Genomic DNA, 16744 nt, shown 5'->3' on the forward strand with positions numbered 1-16744 from the left:
TAAATAGTTGGTTTACAATCATACCATATTCATCACTGGTTTTATGAATTTCTGTCCCGATTCTCCAAAAATCAAGCAATTTTTTGCCTTCATATATGCCCAATACAATGTTGGTATTCCCCACATCAATTACCAGTATCATGTATTTACCACTCCTTAATATTAAACTTAAACCAGGCTTTTAGCCTGGTTTTCATGCTTTTTTTATTCTTTTAAGTGCGGTCACCACGGCAGTAACAACTACAACTGCCACTATTACTTCAGGTATGCCATTGGTAGTGGCAATACCCGCAATCAGTGCTGCTGCCTTGGTATGATCCTGTCCCATTGCAGCTGCAAACTGGGCTCCATAGAGAATGTAGATCATTCCTAATACTCCTACAGTATTGGTTAATGTTCCAGCTACAGCAGAAGCAGCTGAGCTCTTGGTGAACTTGTAGGTATAATAGGCTGTAACCCCGATGAGCATTCTTGGAAGTACAGCTACCAATGGATTCAAGAATACAAATGACACTATGGTGGGTGCCATCATAGCTTGAATCATACTAAATACACCAAATATCAAACCAATACCTACTGCTACCATAGGGCCTTCCATTATGGCTCCTATTATTACAGGTAAGTGCATTATGGTTGCTTTTGTTGGCCCTATGGGTATAAAACCTAATGGGGTACTTCCAAGTAAGATGGATACTCCCGCCAACATACCTGTAATCACAAGTTTTCTTACTGACATAAAACTTTTTGCTCTTTCACTATACATTTTCGCACCTCCGTTCCAGTTCCTAAGGGATACCGGACGATATTTTATATTTTTTTTAATTCTTGTTCGGCTCTATCTGATGCCGACAGAATTATTTTAACATCACTGGAACCTTGATGCAATAATTTTCTTTAAACATATCCGTATATCCCTCTTACAGATACTTCTCCGGATGATATTTCTTTCAAAGTACCGTCCTTTAATCTTACTAGCAAATGTCCTTCATTGGTTATATCCTCAGCCTTTGCCTGTATTTCTTCATTCTTTGTGATCAGTCGCACTTCTTTTCCTATGTTTATCAGATATTTTTTGTACTCTTCTATCATAAATCCGATGCTTCCCTTTTCTAGAAATAAAGAATAATAATTTTCAAAAACAGTTAATATTCGGGCTATCAGTTCCTTTCTTTCTACTTTTATAGAAGTAGCAATCTTAATTGATGTAGCTGTATCCAGGGCTTTATTAATAAAATCAGATTCCTCCGAATTTGCATTTATACCTATGCCTACACATAGATAATTTATCCTTTCAATTTCAGCTCCTAATTCAGTTAGTATTCCGCATACTTTTTTACCATTAACAACTAAATCATTAGGCCATTTTATCATAATATCCATATTATAAATAGATTTTATTGCCTTCAATACTGCTACCGCTGCTATAAGAGTTACTTGAGAAGCCAGGTTCGGCTTAATATCAGGTTTTAACATTATTGTCATCCAGATGCCTTTACCCTTTGGGGAAACCCAATCTCTGCCTAATCTTCCTCTGCCTGAAGTCTGCTCCTCAGCAATTATTACAGTGCCGTCCCAAAAATCACCTTCTGCCATCCTCTTACCATAACTATTGGTTGAATCTACTGAATCCAGGTATATTATATCTCTTCCTATAAATTTTGTTTTCAACAGCTCTTTTATTTCAACAGGATTTAATATATCCGGGCTTTCTATGAGCACATACCCTTTATTAGTTGCAGATTCTATTACATAGCCCTCTTCCTTTAACTTATTTATATGCTTCCATATGGCGGTTCTACTGATACCAAACTTAGCACTCAATTCCTGACCTGACAAATATCTATTTTTGTTATTTATTAATTCTCTTAATATATTGTCTTTCATATGCTTCTCCTCTATATTATTTGTAGTTAACAAATATGAATTCAATATAAAATGTGGAATAGTTATTTAAACTATTTAAATAGTATCAAAGAATATATAATTGCACAACAAAATACAGGCATTTCTGCCTGTATTTTAATTCGTTATAATTTTTTAGAGACTGCACATTGAAAGAAGAACACCTGCTGCAACAGCAGAACCAATAACTCCTGCAACATTAGGTCCCATAGCATGCATCAAAAGGAAGTTTGAAGGATTGGCTTCCTGACCAACCTTTTGAGATACTCTGGCCGCCATAGGTACTGCTGATACACCTGCCGAGCCTATGAGCGGGTTAACCTTTCCGCCTGTTAATTTGCACATTATCTTTCCGAATATAACACCTGTACCTGTACCTATTGAGAAAGCGATAAGACCAAGAGCAATTATCGCTAATGTCTTAGGTGATAAGAATATCTCACCTTTAGCAGTTGCACCAACTGTAGTACCTAAAAAGATAACAACTATATTCATCAATTCGCCAGAAGCAGTCTTCATCAATCTATTCAGGGTGCTCTGCATTGTAGTTGCTTCTCTCAGCAAGTTACCAAGCATAAGCATACCAACAAGAGCTGCTGCTGAAGGAAGAACTAGTGATACTACTGTAGTAACCATAATTGGGAACACTATTCTTTCCACTTTGGATACGGGTCTTAATTGTTCCATTACTATTTGTCTTTCTTCCTTAGTAGTCAAAGCCTTCATTATCGGAGGCTGAATCAAAGGTACCAGAGCCATGTATGAATAAGCCGCTACTGCGATTGGTCCCAATAGATGAGGTGCTAGTTTAGCTGTAAGATATATTGCTGTAGGACCGTCTGCTCCTCCTATTATACCGATAGATGCTGCTTCAGGAACAGTAAATGTTATGCCAGGTATAAAGTTAAGCAACAGAGCACCTATAAAAGTTGTAAATATACCGAACTGTGCTGCTGCTCCTAGCAGTATACTCCTAGGATTTGCAATAAGAGGGCCAAAATCTGTCATGGCACCTACGCCTAGGAATATTAGTGGAGGATATATACCTAGCTTAACTCCTCTGTATAACCAGTATAACAATCCGCCAGCATCTACCATTTCGTGTACATGCTCTCCTGTTACCGGATCTACTACAATCTGGTATATAGGTTCTGCATTCAATCCAGCCAAAGGTAGATTTGCCAGAAGCATACCAAAGGCTATGGGCAGCAACAGTAAAGGTTCAAAACCCTTCTTTAGGGCAAGGTATATAAGAACAAAAGATATACCTATCATTACTGCTTCTTGCCATGTCATAGCAGAAAATCCCATACTATTAAAAAATTCCAATATTGATTGAGTCAAAGACATTTAAATTCCCCCATTCGAAGTTCTGTCATGCCTATTCAAGCACAATCAAAACCTGTCCTGTATTTACAGAATCTCCTGCATTTACTGCTATAGAAGCTACTTTTCCATCTCCGTTTGCCATTATTTCGTTTTCCATCTTCATTGCTTCAAGTATGCACAATACCTGTCCCTTTTTAACTGATTCACCAACTTTAACATTTACTGAAAGGATTGTTCCAGGCATTGGTGCTGTAACTGTGGCTGCTCCTGCAGGTGCTGCTGCTGGTGCTGCTTTTGGAGCTGCCTTAGGTGCTGCAGCGGGTGCTGCCTTTGGAGCGGGAGCTGCTTTTGGTGCGGGGGCTGCTACTGGTGCTGCAGCAACTCCATCTCTTATTTCTTCTACTTCCACTTCGTAGCTGTTTCCATTAACATTTATTAAGAACTTTCTCATTTTTTATTCCTCCCTAAAATCTGTTATACATTTGTTCCTGTCTTCCAACTTTAGCCCATACTGGAGTATTTCCCTCTACTCTATTGATAGATTTTATTACCACATTGCTGCTGCTTCCCATGAAAGCAGCCAATGCTGCGCTTATTACTGCAACCAATTCCCCTTCATCTTCTTCAGGGACATTGACAACTTCTGCAGGTTCTTCTACAGGTTCTTCAACCCGTTCTACCTTAACAGCCTCAGCTTTTTTTTCGGCTGCTCCTCTGTTTGATAACAGCTTCAATGCATCAAGCATATATGATAAGCCAATCAAAACAAGGAAGACTATACCCATACCTACTAAGGTGACTATGAGTCCATAAGTAAGTTGCTGTACTTCGCTCATTGTTTTCCCCCTCTTCTATACAGGCAAATTGCCATGTTTCTTAGCAGGTCTGCTTTCCCTCTTGCTCTCTAACATATCAAAGGCGGAAATCAGTCTCTGTCTTGTTGTTGCAGGTTCTATAACATCATCTACATAGCCTCTGCTGGCTGCTATATATGGAGTTGCAAATTTATCCTTATATTCCTGTATCTTTTCCTGTCTTTTTGCTGCAGGATCATCAGCTGCTTCAATATCTTTCTTGAAGATTATGTTTGCTGCTCCGTCAGGTCCCATTACGGCAATTTCAGCTGAAGGCCATGCATATACCTGATCTGCACCCAAATCCTTGCTGCACATTGCCAGGTATGCTCCACCATAAGCTTTTCTTACTATTAAAGTCACTTTCGGCACAGTTGCTTCACTATATGCATATAGCATTTTTGCACCATGTCTTATTATTCCGCCATATTCCTGGTTAGTTCCTGGTAAGAAACCTGGCACATCAACAAGATTTAATATTGGTATATTGAATGCATCACAAGTTCTTATGAATCTTCCTGCCTTATCAGATGCATTGATGTCAAGACATCCTGCCAAAACCTTTGGCTGATTTGCTATAATGCCTACAGATCTGCCATTAAGTCTTGCAAACCCTGTTATTATATTCATTGCATAGTAAGGCTGAACTTCCATGAAATCTCCGTTATCAACTATGGTTGATATAATTTCTTTCATATCATAAGCCTTATTGGGGTTATCCGGTACTATTTCATTTAGCTTATCTTCGATTCTGTTTAAATCATCTTCACAACCAAACTCAGGTGCGCTTTCCATATTATTTGAAGGCAAGAAGCTCAATAATCTCTTGATTTCTTCTATACACTGTCTTTCATCAGGACTTATGAAGTGAGCCACTCCACTCACACTATTATGAGTCATAGCTCCACCTAACTCTTCTGATGAAACTTCTTCACCTGTAACAGCCTTTATAACCTGTGGACCTGTTATAAACATCTGGCTTGTCTTGTCAACCATGAATATGAAGTCTGTAAGGGCTGGAGAATAAACAGCTCCACCGGCACAAGGCCCCATTATTACTGATATCTGAGGTATAACTCCTGAAGCAATTGTGTTTCTAAAGAATATGTTGCCATAGCCGGATAATGCGTCTACACCTTCCTGTATTCTTGCTCCGCCGGAATCGTTGATTCCTACTACAGGTGCTCCCATCTTAAGAGCCATATCCATGACCTTGCATATCTTCTTAGCATGCATTTCTCCCAAGGAACCACCTACAACTGTAAAGTCCTGAGCATATGCATAAACCAATCTTCCATCAACTGTACCATAACCTGTTACAACTCCTTCACCAGGAGCATCTACATCCTGCATGCCAAATTCTGTGCAGCGATGTTTTACAAAGGCGTCTATTTCGATAAAGCTTCCTTCATCAAATAATAAGTCCAATCTTTCTCTGGCTGTTAATTTGCCTGAATCATGCTGCTTCTTGATTCTCTTTTCTCCGCCGCCCTGCATTATGGCTTCTCTTTTTTTGCTTAGTTCCTGAATCTTGTCTATTGACATATTATCACTCCCTATCCTTTCCTCTCACATAACTCCACTAATAGACCATTAGTGCTTTTTGGGTGTAAGAAAGCTATTCTTGCGCCACCAGCGCCATACCTTGGTTTCTCATCGATGAGTTTTATACCTAAGCTTTTCATTTCTTCCAAGGCTTTCTCTATGTCATCAACTCTGAAAGCCACATGCTGAACTCCCTGTCCCTTTTTCTCAATGAATTTTGCTATAGGACTATCGGGAGTTGTAGCTTCCAATAGTTCGATTTCTGTATCCCCAATAGGTAAGAATGCTACTTTTACTTTTTGTTCTTCTACGGTTTCTATGCCTTGAAGCTTAAGACCCAAAATTTCCTCATAAAACTTTACTGACTCTTCCAGATTGTTTACTGCAACACCTATATGGTCCACTTTTTTAACCATTTATTTTCCCTCCTCTTTATTCAAAATATTTGCTAATTCTAATGCAGCGGTATAAGGATCCATCTGTTTTTTAAACACTTTTATTATAAGACCTGATAAATACTCAGTATTCTTCTGAAGTCTCATAACCTTGTCCAACAAGTTTTGCTTAAATATCTCCAAGACCTCTGTTTCAATGGCTTTTTCTCTTCTTTTGTTAAAGTTTCCCGATGATACCATATATTCATAATGTCCCTCAATAGCTTCCCAGAGCTCCTCGACTCCTTTGTTATCCTTAGCTATTATATTTTTTACCGGAGGTCTATATTCTGTCATACCGTTGAGATCAAGCATAACCTCTATTTCTGTCGCGGTTTTCTCTGCTCCTTCTCTATCGGATTTATTGACTGCAAATACATCTCCAATTTCCATTATACCTGCCTTAATTGCCTGAATATCGTCCCCTAAGCCTGGAACCATAACCATTAATACCGTATCAGCTATTTTTACAATATCTATCTCTGACTGTCCTACGCCTACTGTCTCAACAAAGATATAATCATAGCCAAATATGTCCATAACCTTTATTGCTCCATGTACAGACTTGGAGAGCCCTCCCAAGGCTCCCCTTGTCCCCATGCTTCTAATGAACACTCCCTCGTCTGTGTTCAGGTCTGACATTCTGATTCTATCTCCCAAGATAGCTCCGCCACTGAAAGGGCTTGTGGGATCCACGGCAATAATTGCAGCTTTTTTGCCTTGTTTCCTAACCAGTTTTGCAAGCTTATCTGTAACTGTGCTTTTGCCTGCGCCTGGAGGACCTGTGATTCCTATTATTCTAGCTTTGCCTGTTTTATGATAGTTCTCTTTGATAATTTCTATGGCTTCAGGATCCCCATTTTCTATCATAGTTATCAGGCGAGCAGCAGCTCTTTTGCTTCCGCTGGACAAGCCTGCCCTAATATCCATCTAAATCACCTTAATTTCTTTTTATGTTTTTGGTAATAAAATCTATTGTCACACCTGTAGGAGTTCCTGGAGTAAATATTTCTGCTATTCCTGCCTCTTTTAGTCCAGGTATATCTTCCTCGGGTATTACTCCTCCACCTACTACTAATATATCCTCTCCACCCTTTTCTCTTAGCAGTTTAACTACTTTTGGGAAAAGATGATTGTGAGCTCCTGACAATATGCTCATGGATACACAATCAACATCTTCCTGTATTGCAGCTTCTACAATCTGCTCAGGAGTCTGTCTGAGACCTGTGTAAATAACCTCCATACCTGCATCTCTCATAGCTCGAGCAACAACCTTCGCTCCTCTATCATGACCATCAAGGCCGGGTTTTGCAACTAAGACTCTAATTGGTCTATTCATCTCATTTACCTCCTTACAGAATAACAGATTGCTGGTATTCGCCGAATACTTCTCTTAAAACACCGCATATTTCGCCTAATGTTGCATATTCTTTTACAGCTGTTAATATATATGGCATTAGATTTTCATCGCCCTCTGCAGCTTTTCTAAGTGCAGCAAGGCTCTCTTCTACCTTGTTATTATTTCTTTCGGCTCTTAGTGCTTTTAATTTTTCCTTCTGCATCTCTCCTACAACAGGATCAACTCTTAATAATCCCTTTGGAGCAGATTCTTCGATTTGGAATTTATTCATTCCAACTACTATTCTCTCGCCTTTTTCAACTTCTTTCTGATATTTGTATGCGCTATCCTGAATCTCTTGTTGTATGAATCCTCTTTCGATAGCTTTTGGAGCTCCTCCCAATTCATCTATTTTAGCTATATATTCAGCAGCTCTCTTTTCAATTTCGTTTGTCATGCTTTCAACATAGTATGAACCAGCAAGTGGATCTATTGTATCAGCTACACCACTCTCGTAAGCTACGATTTGTTGAGTTCTTAAAGCTATTCTTACTGAATCCTCAGTTGGAAGTGCTAAGGCTTCATCTCTTGAGTTTGTATGCAAGGACTGAGTACCACCCAAAACTGCAGCAAGGGTTTGTATTGCAACTCTAACTATATTGTTGTCAGGTTGCTGTGCAGTTAAAGTAGAGCCACCTGTTTGAGTGTGGAATCTTAGCATTAATGATTTAGGATCTTTTGCGTTGAATCTCTCCTTCATGATCTTAGCCCATAGTCTTCTTGCTGCTCTAAACTTAGCAACCTCTTCAAGCAAATCATTATGGGCATTAAAGAAGAAAGATAATCTAGGAGCGAATTCATCTACATCCAGACCAGCTTTTATGGCAGCTTCAACATAAGCTATACCGTCTGCCAGAGTAAATGCAACCTCTTGAACTGCTGTTGAACCTGCTTCTCTGATGTGATAGCCGCTTATTGATATGGTATTCCATTTTGGAACATGTTTTGCACAATATTCGAATATATTAGTGATAAGTCTCATTGAAGGTTCTGTAGGGAATATATATGTACCCCTTGCAATGTACTCCTTCAATATATCGTTTTGTATAGTTCCTGAAAGTTTATCAGGTGTTACGCCCTGTTTCTCCGCAACAGCTATATACATAGCCAAAAGCACTGAAGCAGGTGCATTAATAGTCATTGATGTACTTACCTTATCTAGGGGTATTCCATCAAACAGTATCTCCATGTCTTTTAATGAGTCGATGGCAACACCAACCTTACCAACTTCTCCTTCAGATAGTGGATGATCTGAATCATAGCCTATCTGGGTTGGAAGGTCGAATGCAACGCTCAAGCCTGTTTGCCCCTGCTCTAGCAAGTATTTGTATCTCTTGTTTGATTCTTCTGCAGTTGCAAATCCTGCATACTGTCTCATGGTCCACAATTTTCCTCTATACATTGTTGGCTGTACGCCTCTTGTATAAGGAAATTCTCCTGGATAGGACAAATCTTCATTGTAGTCTAAATCTGCTATGTCTTCTGGAGCATATAGCCTTTTAACCTCGAAGCCTGAAGTGCTAGTAAATTCAGCTTTCCTTTCAGGTCTCTTTGCTAAAGTTTTAGCAATCTTGTTCTTTTCCCAATTCTCTCTCTCTGCTTTTTGAGCATCAAGCTTTTCTTTGTTATACATGCTTTGCCTCCCTATATAAAATATTTTTAATCTTACATAGTCAACACCTATGTATCATGTAGATAACATATAGTTTTACCTGCAATTTCAACAAATTTAACAAGTCTTATTGAAAAATTTGAATGTAATCTTTCATTTCTGTTTGAATTTTGCAAGTTTTCCTTCTTGCACTATCTTATCATATTTTACAAGTAAAAGGTACTATAAAATTTGTTTATTTATTCACAATACCACTTGAATTTTTCATTTTTCTCGTTTTCTCATTTTATTGTGTATGTTATGCATGTTAAGCAAAAAAGATTGCATTGTGAAGAAAAAATACTTTACTTGCGCAAAAAATGAAATGCTCCCTATCGGAAGCATTTCCTAATATTAGAACAATCCTGTTATTACACCTTTTTCATCAATGTCAATTTTCTCTGCAGCAGGAACCTTAGGCAAACCAGGCATAACCATTATATCGCCTGTCAATGCAACTATGAAACCTGCACCTGCAGATACTCGGACTTCCTTAACTGTTATATCAAAACCTTCAGGTCTTCCAATCAATTCAGGATTATCTGACAAAGAGTACTGGGTTTTTGCCATACAAATAGGATACTTATCTAATCCCAGATCTTCAAGGCGCTGGATTTCTTTTTCTGCCTTTGCGGTATACACTACGCCTTTTGCACCATAAATCTCTTTTGCTATCTTTTCTATTTTTTCTTTGATGCTTTCATTTACATCATATATGAATTTAAAGCTGTTTTCCTTTTCGCAGGCCTCTATAACCTTAGCAGCTAATTCTTCTCCGCCTTCTCCGCCTTTTTCCCATACTTGGCACAGAGAGGCTTCTACACCCTCCATCCTGCATAGCTCCAATAGTCTAGTTACCTCTGCTTCGGTATCGGTAACAAACTTATTGACAGCAACAACCGCCGGCACACCGAATTTCTTTATATTTTCAATGTGCTTCCTGAGATTATCAAAGCCTTTCTCCAATGCTGCGACATTTTCTGCGGACAGCTCTGTTTTCTTAACTCCCCCGTGCATCTTTAGTGCTCTTATGGTCGCTACTATAACTACTGCCGATGGAGAAATTCCTGCATATCTGCATTTTATGTCCATGAATTTTTCTGCGCCTAGATCCGCTCCGAAACCTGCTTCGGTAACCAGATAATCAACCAGCTTCATACCCAGCTTTGTTGCCATTACGCTGTTACAGCCGTGAGCAATATTTGCAAAGGGACCACCATGAATAAATGCAGGAGTATTTTCTAATGTCTGTACTAGATTAGGTTTTATAGCATCCTTTAATAGCAGTGCCATGGCACCATGTACCTTCAAATCTCCTGCTGTAACAGGTTTGTTATCATAATTGTATCCAATTATTATCCTTGAAAGCCTTTCCTTAAGATCTTTCATGTCATTAGCTAAGCATAGTATAGCCATTATTTCAGATGCTACAGTTATCATAAAACCATCTTGTCTTACAAAGCCGTTGGCTTTTCCGCCCAAGCCTACTACGACATCTCTAAGAGCCCTGTCATTCATGTCCATGACTCTTTTCCAAACTATCTGTCTCATGTCTATCCCTAAAGTATTGCCTTGAGTAATGTGATTGTCAATAGCCGCTGATAAAAGATTGTTTGCAGCTGTTATGGCATGCATATCTCCGGTAAAATGCAGATTTATATCTTCCATAGGCACCACCTGGGCATATCCGCCGCCAGCAGCCCCTCCTTTTACACCAAATACAGGTCCCAATGAGGGCTCTCTCAGAGCTATGGCTGATTTTTTACCCAATCTTGCCAAAGCCTGGCCTAGTCCAACTGTTGTAGTTGACTTACCTTCTCCCGCAGGAGTTGGATTTATGGCTGTGACCAAAACCAGCTTACCTTCACTTTTTTCCTTCAAGCTGTCCCAAATGCTTAAATCCACTTTTGCTTTATATCTGCCATATAGCTCTACATCATCTTCAGGAATACCTAAATCCTTGGCTATATCCATGACAGGCTTCATCTTAGCTTCCTGAGCTATTTGAATATCTGTCTTCATGCTATGTATATACCTCCATTCTTAAAATATATTAATAATTAAGGAATGGTAATTACCATTCCTTATGCATTTGCAAAAACCTCTTCAAACTCATCTTTATCTAGCTTTTCTCTTTCCAACAATGCATTGGCAACCCCATGAAGTTTATTGATGTTTTCTCTTAACAGAGTTTCAGCCTTATCATAAGCCTTCTCTATTATCGTCCTTATTTCCTTATCTATGCTGGCTGCAATTTCTTCGCTGTAATTCCTGCTCCTTGCCAGATCTCTGCCAATAAATACTTCATCATGATCGGTACCAAAGGTCATAGGCCCTAGATTTTCACTCATACCGTATTCAGTTACCATTTTTCTTGCAATGGTTGTTGCCCTTTCAAGGTCATTTTTGGCTCCAGTACTAATATCGTCTAATACTACTTTCTCAGCCACTCTGCCGCCTAAGAGCATAACAATCTGATTTTCTAATTCAATTTTAGACATATAGTACTTATCCTGCTCAGGTAGTGATATTGTATAACCTCCTGCTCTACCTCTTGGAACGATGGATACCTGATGAACAGGATCCGCATTAGGAGTAAGTTTCTGCACTACAGCATGACCAGCTTCATGGTATGCAGTCAATTTTCTATCCTGTTCGCTGACTACTCTGCTCTTTTTCTCTGGTCCAGCTATTACCCTTATAGTTGCTTCCTCCAGCTCCTTCATCTCTATCTTTCTCTTATTTCTTCTTGCAGATAATAGAGCCGCTTCATTCATAAGGTTTTCCAAGTCAGCAGGCGTGAAGCCCGGAGTACTTTTGGCCAATACTTCTAAGCTTATATTATCTCCCAAAGGTTTATTTCTAGCATGGATCTTCAATATTTCTTCTCTGGCTTTTACATCAGGTATTCCTACAGTAATCTGCCTGTCAAATCTTCCAGGTCTAAGGAGTGCAGGATCCAGTATATCAGGCCTGTTTGTAGCAGCTATGATTATTATTCCCTCATTTACATTGAAACCATCCATCTCAACTAATAATTGGTTCAATGTTTGTTCCCTCTCATCATGACCACCGCCTAAGCCGGCTCCTCTCTGTCTTCCTACAGCATCTATCTCATCTATAAAGATTATGCAGGGAGAATTCTTTTTAGCTTGCTCGAACAAGTCTCTGACTCTTGAAGCACCCACACCTACAAACATCTCTACGAAATCCGAGCCACTGATGCTGAAGAAAGGAACTCCTGCTTCTCCCGCAACAGCCTTGGCAAGATAGGTCTTTCCTGTGCCTGGAGGGCCCACCAGCAAAACTCCTTTAGGTATTCTGGCACCCAATTCTATAAATCTTCTGGGTTGTTTGAGGAAATCCACAATTTCACCTAGTTCTTCCTTCTCTTCATCTGCACCAGCCACATCAGCAAAGGTAACCTTTTTCTTGTCGTCAGTCAGGAGCCTGGCTCTGCTCTTGCCAAAGGACATTACCCTGCTGCCTCCTCCTTGGGTCTGCTGTGAAAATATAAAGAAGAACACAATTATCAATACGATAATTAATGCAGAAGGCAAAAAAGAAAGCCATATAGAAGTTTGCTGAGGTTTCTCGTATGATATGTTGAGAGTGCCCCTTTCTGCATAATCCTGAGCAAGTTGATTGAACTGCTCTTTAGGAGCGGTAACCTCAAACTCTCTACCATCGCTGAGCTTTCCGTTGATGACGGTAGTATCGCCTACTACAGTCACATATATTTCCCTTATTCTTTTATTTTCAACTTCTGATATAAACTGGGTATAAGTCAGCTCAGTCTTTCCTTCACCTGTATTACTAAATATCTGGGCAAAGAAAATAATTATAACGAAAATTAGTACATAGAAACTTATACCTCTTAAAAACTTTCTCAAAAATTACCCTCCTTTAAACCATGTTACCCGAAACATTATAATTTTATCACATGAAGCCATAAATTACAATTAAGAATATACTTCAGGCTTCAGAATACAAACGAAGGGCAAGTTTCTATAGACTTCTGCATAATCCAATCCATATCCAACCACAAACTCATCGGGGATACGAAAACCTACATATTCCATTTCCACTTCTGCTTTTCTTCTGTCTGGTTTTTCTAGAAGGGTGCATATCTTAACGCTGTTGGCGTTTCTTGATTTCAGATAATCCACCAAATAGTTTAATGTTAATCCTGTATCAACTATATCCTCTACAATCAATACATCTTTACCTGCAATATCCTTCTCCAAATCCTTTATAATCCTTACAACTCCTGAGGACTTTGTAGAAGAGCCATAGCTTGAAACTACCATAAAATCCATAGTCAGCGGCAAATCTATCTCCCTGATAAGGTCAGATAAGAATATGACACAACCCTTTAAAACACCTACTATCATCAGATCCTTATCCTTATAATCTTTCGTAATCATCTGACCCAATTCTTTTACTTTCTGTTCTAATTCTTCCTTGGTTATAAGCACTTTTAGTATATCGTTATTCACTACAGGTCCCCCTTATTATATTAATAATTATTGCTTCTTTGGTATCGCTTGTTATTTTATATTTTTCACTTAGTCTTCTGCCCAGAACCCAGACTATCTCTTTTCCATCAGCTATAAGAAATATGTTATCCCTTTCTTCCTTAGGAATCTTTTCATCAATAAAATATTCCTTCAGTTTTTTAGAACCCTTAAGCCCGATAGGAGAAAAAACATCTCCGTCAAATCTATTTCTCAATACCAACTTCTGTTTGACTTTGCCTTTATCAATATAAACTTTATATTTGTCCTTTTTTATATCACCTATTTGCGAAGCATCCACAGTCGTAAGCCTGACTGTGAAGTCAAAAAATTCGGCAATATTGTCTCGGTCATTTTCCAGCTCCAGATAATATTTATAAGGTTCACTTTGTGTGTTAATTCTCAGTATCAACTTGTCATAGGATATATAAGCTTTAATGTTATGTGGCAGTATGATAGCAGCACCTGTGCTTTTGCCGAGTAAATCCAGAACTCCCTCTATATTTCTGTATTCGATGCCTTTAAGGGTTCCAATAAGCTGTTCTATACCCATTCTTATGACTCTTCTCAAAAGAGCGGGGTGAATGTCATTCATTTTGTTAATATTATATTCTATACTATTTTCACCGATAATTGCAATCTTTAATAATAATTTTTTTGCTTCCTTATTCAAAAAATCATTTTCAATGGTTACTATATCAGAAAGCCGTTGTAGAGTGCTCATTATGTTACCATTGAAATGTTTTTCTATGTAAGGTATTAACTCCAATCTTACCTTATTTCTTCCGTATATAGGCTCAAGATTTGTCTTGTCAATTCGTGGATTAAGTTTTTTTTCATGACAGTAGGCTTCAATTTCATCTCTTCTAACATTGATAAGAGGTCTGATTATTTCTCCCCTTGTGGCTTCAATTCCTTTCAAACCTTCAATACCGCTGCCTCTGAATAGATTCATCAATACTGTCTCTGCATTGTCATTCATATTATGAGCTATTGCGATCTTATTGGCCCCTACCTTATGTGCAACTTCATAAAAGAGTTTATACCTTATTTCCCTTCCTGCTTCTTCAGAAGACAAACCTTTCTCCTTAGCGTAGGCAGGAACATTGAACACCTGAATAAAAACCTCAATACCCCATTCCTCACACTTTTTCTTTACATATAAAGCATCTTCATCTGCGTCTCTTCCCCTGAACTGGTGATTCAGATGGGCAGCATAAATCTTAAGCCCCCAGGCTTCCTTAAGTCCCATAAGCACATGAAGGAGGCACATAGAGTCGGGCCCTCCTGATAACCCCACAACTATTGAATCCCCATGATTTAGCATATTATATTTCTTAATGGTGTCCTCTACAACCAAAGATAAATCTCTCATTTTATACATACTCCTTGCTTATGATAAGAAAGGCTTCCAATGGAAACATTTTAACATCAAGGAAGCCTTTCTCGCAAATAATGACAGAAAGTTAACAACAAGGTAATTCAAAATTTCCTATGAACTATGAAAGCGTATCCCAATAAGTACAACTCCCAATATAATCGTTAAGAAAGCAATAATCATATCCAGTAATTTGCTAAGACTTATTGTATTTTTCCTCACATCTAAATCCACATTTCTGAGCCTTCTGAGAAATATGTCACAGTTTTCTATTTCACCTTTCAAAGCTTTAAGAATCAATACTGAAAGGCCTTTAGGAATATTATTCTTATCAAGTTCTTTCATAATTGCCGCTATACTATCTTTATCAACCTTATGAATAAAGCCTATCAGCATGGTTGTAAACAGGACAGCGGCGCTGAACACTTGGTAAGTCAAGTCTGCAGTCCTTGACCCCAGGCCCCAGGAATACCTATCATATAAGGGAGTATACTCTTTTATACTTTCTCCAATAGGAATCAAGCTGCCGAAATCTACAAACCTTATGGACAAATTATTATAATCCACCATTATATTTTCATGCTTTATATCCGAATATATCAAGCCCTCTTCGTTTATATCACTGATAATACTCAATATTATCATAAAAAGCTTAACTTTTAGCTCTAAAGGCATATATCTTTTCATAGCTTCCGTCAAGTTATGTCCTTTGATATATTCCATTGCAAAGAAATGATATGTTTCACCGCTAGATTCCCAATCATCCAACTCATAAACAACAGGAACAAAATGCTTGTCTTTATATTTTTTAATGGTATCATATTCTCTTGTAATGCTCAACATGGATTTACTCAGTTTCAGAGCCACCAAACCTCTTTTTTTATGGGCAGCTAAATATATTTTACCTATCCCGCCTTTGCCAAGGGGCTTTATTATCCTATATTCATTCTTGTACCATTTTCCTTTTATTATATTCCAATCCATATCATACATAATGTATACGAGCTGGAGCATCATATTCCATTATAAGGTCAATTGCCGCTTCAATTGCGGGGCCTGTTGGTGTTCCTCCTTTGGCCTTTAGTAGTTTCATCCCTTCCTTCAGCAGTGCCCTGTCTGTTGTAAAATCACATACTACATTTATCATGCTGCTATTATCACCAGGATATGAAATCAAAGCTAGATTGCTTATACCCTTCCTATTGTTCATAGACTCCATCAGATCAATAATGCATTTTTTTGACTTCTCCAGTTTATTTGCCATGCTTTTGCTGGTATCCAACACAATCACATTAAGCAAATTAACCCGTTCTCCGTATTTTTCTATGAATTCAACTATTTTCAGCCTTGACTTAGGTTCTATGTTTGTTATATCCTCCCCGATTATTGTCTTCAGCTGTCTGCTTACAATGCATTCCAAAGTATGATTTACAGTTTTCTGAGTCATAGTTTGAAGCGTCATCCCTAAATTATGAGTATAGCAATAATCGGATAGCCCTCCTCCTGCCTTAGATATGGCCTCCACTTCCAATACATCTTCTTCATTTCTTCCTTCATCATCAATAATGCCTATAGCGCTTACGGTAATGCCTTCAGCCTTTGCTTTGGCTGCTGCCTCCGCAGGGTTTACACCAATATTAGATCTCCCATCTGTAATTACTATTATTTGCTTTATGATACCTGACTCTTTGTCCATAAAAAAACCTCCTTTTTTTGTACTTATTGCCAAAAAAGG

17 protein-coding genes are annotated in these 16744 nt (G+C 38.4%); all 17 read right to left on the bottom strand.

Going from position 1 to position 16744, the window contains the following annotated elements:
- A partial coding sequence (locus tag ACESM9_RS02890) for a type III pantothenate kinase (RefSeq protein ID WP_372995187.1) occupies window positions 1-142 on the bottom strand: 142 nt, incomplete at its 3' end.
- Between the two features lie 51 nt (window positions 143-193).
- On the bottom strand, window positions 194-763 hold the full coding sequence (locus ACESM9_RS02895; protein ID WP_372995108.1) for an ECF transporter S component: 570 nt from the start codon (window positions 761-763) through the stop codon (window positions 194-196).
- A gap of 131 nt (window positions 764-894) precedes the next feature.
- Window positions 895-1884 carry a biotin--[acetyl-CoA-carboxylase] ligase gene (locus ACESM9_RS02900; protein WP_372995110.1) on the bottom strand — a complete coding sequence of 330 codons (990 nt, stop codon included), beginning with the start codon at window positions 1882-1884 and terminating at the stop codon, window positions 895-897.
- A 153-nt stretch (window positions 1885-2037) separates the two neighbouring features.
- Complete coding sequence (locus ACESM9_RS02905) at window positions 2038-3252, bottom strand: sodium ion-translocating decarboxylase subunit beta (protein WP_372995112.1); 1215 nt, start codon at window positions 3250-3252, stop codon at window positions 2038-2040.
- A gap of 31 nt (window positions 3253-3283) precedes the next feature.
- Window positions 3284-3682 (bottom strand): biotin/lipoyl-containing protein, encoded by a 399-nt coding sequence (locus ACESM9_RS02910; RefSeq protein ID WP_372995114.1) that lies wholly within the window; start codon window positions 3680-3682, stop codon window positions 3284-3286.
- A gap of 13 nt (window positions 3683-3695) precedes the next feature.
- Window positions 3696-4067, bottom strand: coding sequence for an OadG family protein (locus ACESM9_RS02915; RefSeq protein ID WP_372995116.1), 372 nt, complete (start codon window positions 4065-4067; stop codon window positions 3696-3698).
- 15 nt (window positions 4068-4082) lie between these two features.
- On the bottom strand, window positions 4083-5630 hold the full coding sequence (mmdA, locus tag ACESM9_RS02920) for a methylmalonyl-CoA decarboxylase subunit alpha (protein ID WP_372995118.1): 1548 nt from the start codon (window positions 5628-5630) through the stop codon (window positions 4083-4085).
- An 11-nt stretch (window positions 5631-5641) separates the two neighbouring features.
- The gene (mce, locus tag ACESM9_RS02925) at window positions 5642-6046 is read right to left on the bottom strand and encodes a methylmalonyl-CoA epimerase (RefSeq protein WP_372995120.1); all 405 of its coding nucleotides are present in this window, start codon (window positions 6044-6046) and stop codon (window positions 5642-5644) included.
- Entirely contained in the window at window positions 6047-6994 is a 948-nt protein-coding gene (meaB, locus tag ACESM9_RS02930) for a methylmalonyl Co-A mutase-associated GTPase MeaB (protein WP_372995122.1), read from the bottom strand.
- Window positions 6995-7004: 10 nt separating this feature from the next.
- Window positions 7005-7403, bottom strand: a complete 399-nt coding sequence (locus ACESM9_RS02935; protein ID WP_372995124.1) for a cobalamin B12-binding domain-containing protein — start codon at window positions 7401-7403, stop codon at window positions 7005-7007.
- A 13-nt stretch (window positions 7404-7416) separates the two neighbouring features.
- Window positions 7417-9096, bottom strand: coding sequence for a methylmalonyl-CoA mutase (locus ACESM9_RS02940; protein ID WP_372995126.1), 1680 nt, complete (start codon window positions 9094-9096; stop codon window positions 7417-7419).
- 372 nt (window positions 9097-9468) lie between these two features.
- Window positions 9469-11136: a formate--tetrahydrofolate ligase gene (locus ACESM9_RS02945; RefSeq protein WP_372995128.1), complete on the bottom strand. Its 1668-nt coding sequence runs from the start codon at window positions 11134-11136 to the stop codon at window positions 9469-9471.
- Between the two features lie 62 nt (window positions 11137-11198).
- A complete protein-coding gene (ftsH, locus tag ACESM9_RS02950; RefSeq protein ID WP_372995130.1) occupies window positions 11199-13007 on the bottom strand; it encodes an ATP-dependent zinc metalloprotease FtsH in 1809 nt (602 codons plus the stop codon).
- A gap of 69 nt (window positions 13008-13076) precedes the next feature.
- Window positions 13077-13613 (bottom strand): hypoxanthine phosphoribosyltransferase, encoded by a 537-nt coding sequence (gene hpt, locus ACESM9_RS02955; protein ID WP_372995132.1) that lies wholly within the window; start codon window positions 13611-13613, stop codon window positions 13077-13079.
- A complete protein-coding gene (gene tilS, locus ACESM9_RS02960; protein WP_372995134.1) occupies window positions 13606-15006 on the bottom strand; it encodes a tRNA lysidine(34) synthetase TilS in 1401 nt (466 codons plus the stop codon). The genes hpt and tilS overlap by 8 nt, the downstream gene beginning before the upstream one ends.
- 117 nt (window positions 15007-15123) lie before the next feature.
- The gene (locus tag ACESM9_RS02965) at window positions 15124-16002 is read right to left on the bottom strand and encodes a protein kinase domain-containing protein (RefSeq protein ID WP_372995136.1); all 879 of its coding nucleotides are present in this window, start codon (window positions 16000-16002) and stop codon (window positions 15124-15126) included.
- Complete coding sequence (locus ACESM9_RS02970; protein ID WP_372995139.1) at window positions 15995-16705, bottom strand: vWA domain-containing protein; 711 nt, start codon at window positions 16703-16705, stop codon at window positions 15995-15997. The genes ACESM9_RS02965 and ACESM9_RS02970 overlap by 8 nt, the downstream gene beginning before the upstream one ends.
- Between the last annotated feature and the right edge of the window lie 39 nt (window positions 16706-16744).

Source organism: Lutispora sp. (assembly GCF_041687175.1).
Lineage (GTDB): Bacteria > Bacillota > Clostridia > Lutisporales > Lutisporaceae > Lutispora.

Bases quoted from the DNA above. Each gene is read 5' to 3' on its own strand.
- ACESM9_RS02905 (WP_372995112.1), bottom strand. From the start codon at position 3,252: ATGTCTTTGACTCAATCAATATTGGAATTTTTTAATAGTATGGGATTT.
- ACESM9_RS02935 (WP_372995124.1), bottom strand. From the start codon at position 7,403: ATGAATAGACCAATTAGAGTCTTAGTTGCAAAACCCGGCCTTGATGGT.
- mmdA (WP_372995118.1), bottom strand. From the start codon at position 5,630: ATGTCAATAGACAAGATTCAGGAACTAAGCAAAAAAAGAGAAGCCATA.
- tilS (WP_372995134.1), bottom strand. From the start codon at position 15,006: ATGAGAGATTTATCTTTGGTTGTAGAGGACACCATTAAGAAATATAAT.
- ACESM9_RS02915 (WP_372995116.1), bottom strand. From the start codon at position 4,067: ATGAGCGAAGTACAGCAACTTACTTATGGACTCATAGTCACCTTAGTA.
- ACESM9_RS02945 (WP_372995128.1), bottom strand. From the start codon at position 11,136: ATGAAGACAGATATTCAAATAGCTCAGGAAGCTAAGATGAAGCCTGTC.
- ACESM9_RS02970 (WP_372995139.1), bottom strand. From the start codon at position 16,705: ATGGACAAAGAGTCAGGTATCATAAAGCAAATAATAGTAATTACAGAT.
- ACESM9_RS02940 (WP_372995126.1), bottom strand. From the start codon at position 9,096: ATGTATAACAAAGAAAAGCTTGATGCTCAAAAAGCAGAGAGAGAGAAT.
- mce (WP_372995120.1), bottom strand. From the start codon at position 6,046: ATGGTTAAAAAAGTGGACCATATAGGTGTTGCAGTAAACAATCTGGAA.
- ACESM9_RS02910 (WP_372995114.1), bottom strand. From the start codon at position 3,682: ATGAGAAAGTTCTTAATAAATGTTAATGGAAACAGCTACGAAGTGGAA.
- ACESM9_RS02895 (WP_372995108.1), bottom strand. From the start codon at position 763: ATGTATAGTGAAAGAGCAAAAAGTTTTATGTCAGTAAGAAAACTTGTG.
- ACESM9_RS02965 (WP_372995136.1), bottom strand. From the start codon at position 16,002: ATGTATGATATGGATTGGAATATAATAAAAGGAAAATGGTACAAGAAT.
- meaB (WP_372995122.1), bottom strand. From the start codon at position 6,994: ATGGATATTAGGGCAGGCTTGTCCAGCGGAAGCAAAAGAGCTGCTGCT.
- ACESM9_RS02900 (WP_372995110.1), bottom strand. From the start codon at position 1,884: ATGAAAGACAATATATTAAGAGAATTAATAAATAACAAAAATAGATAT.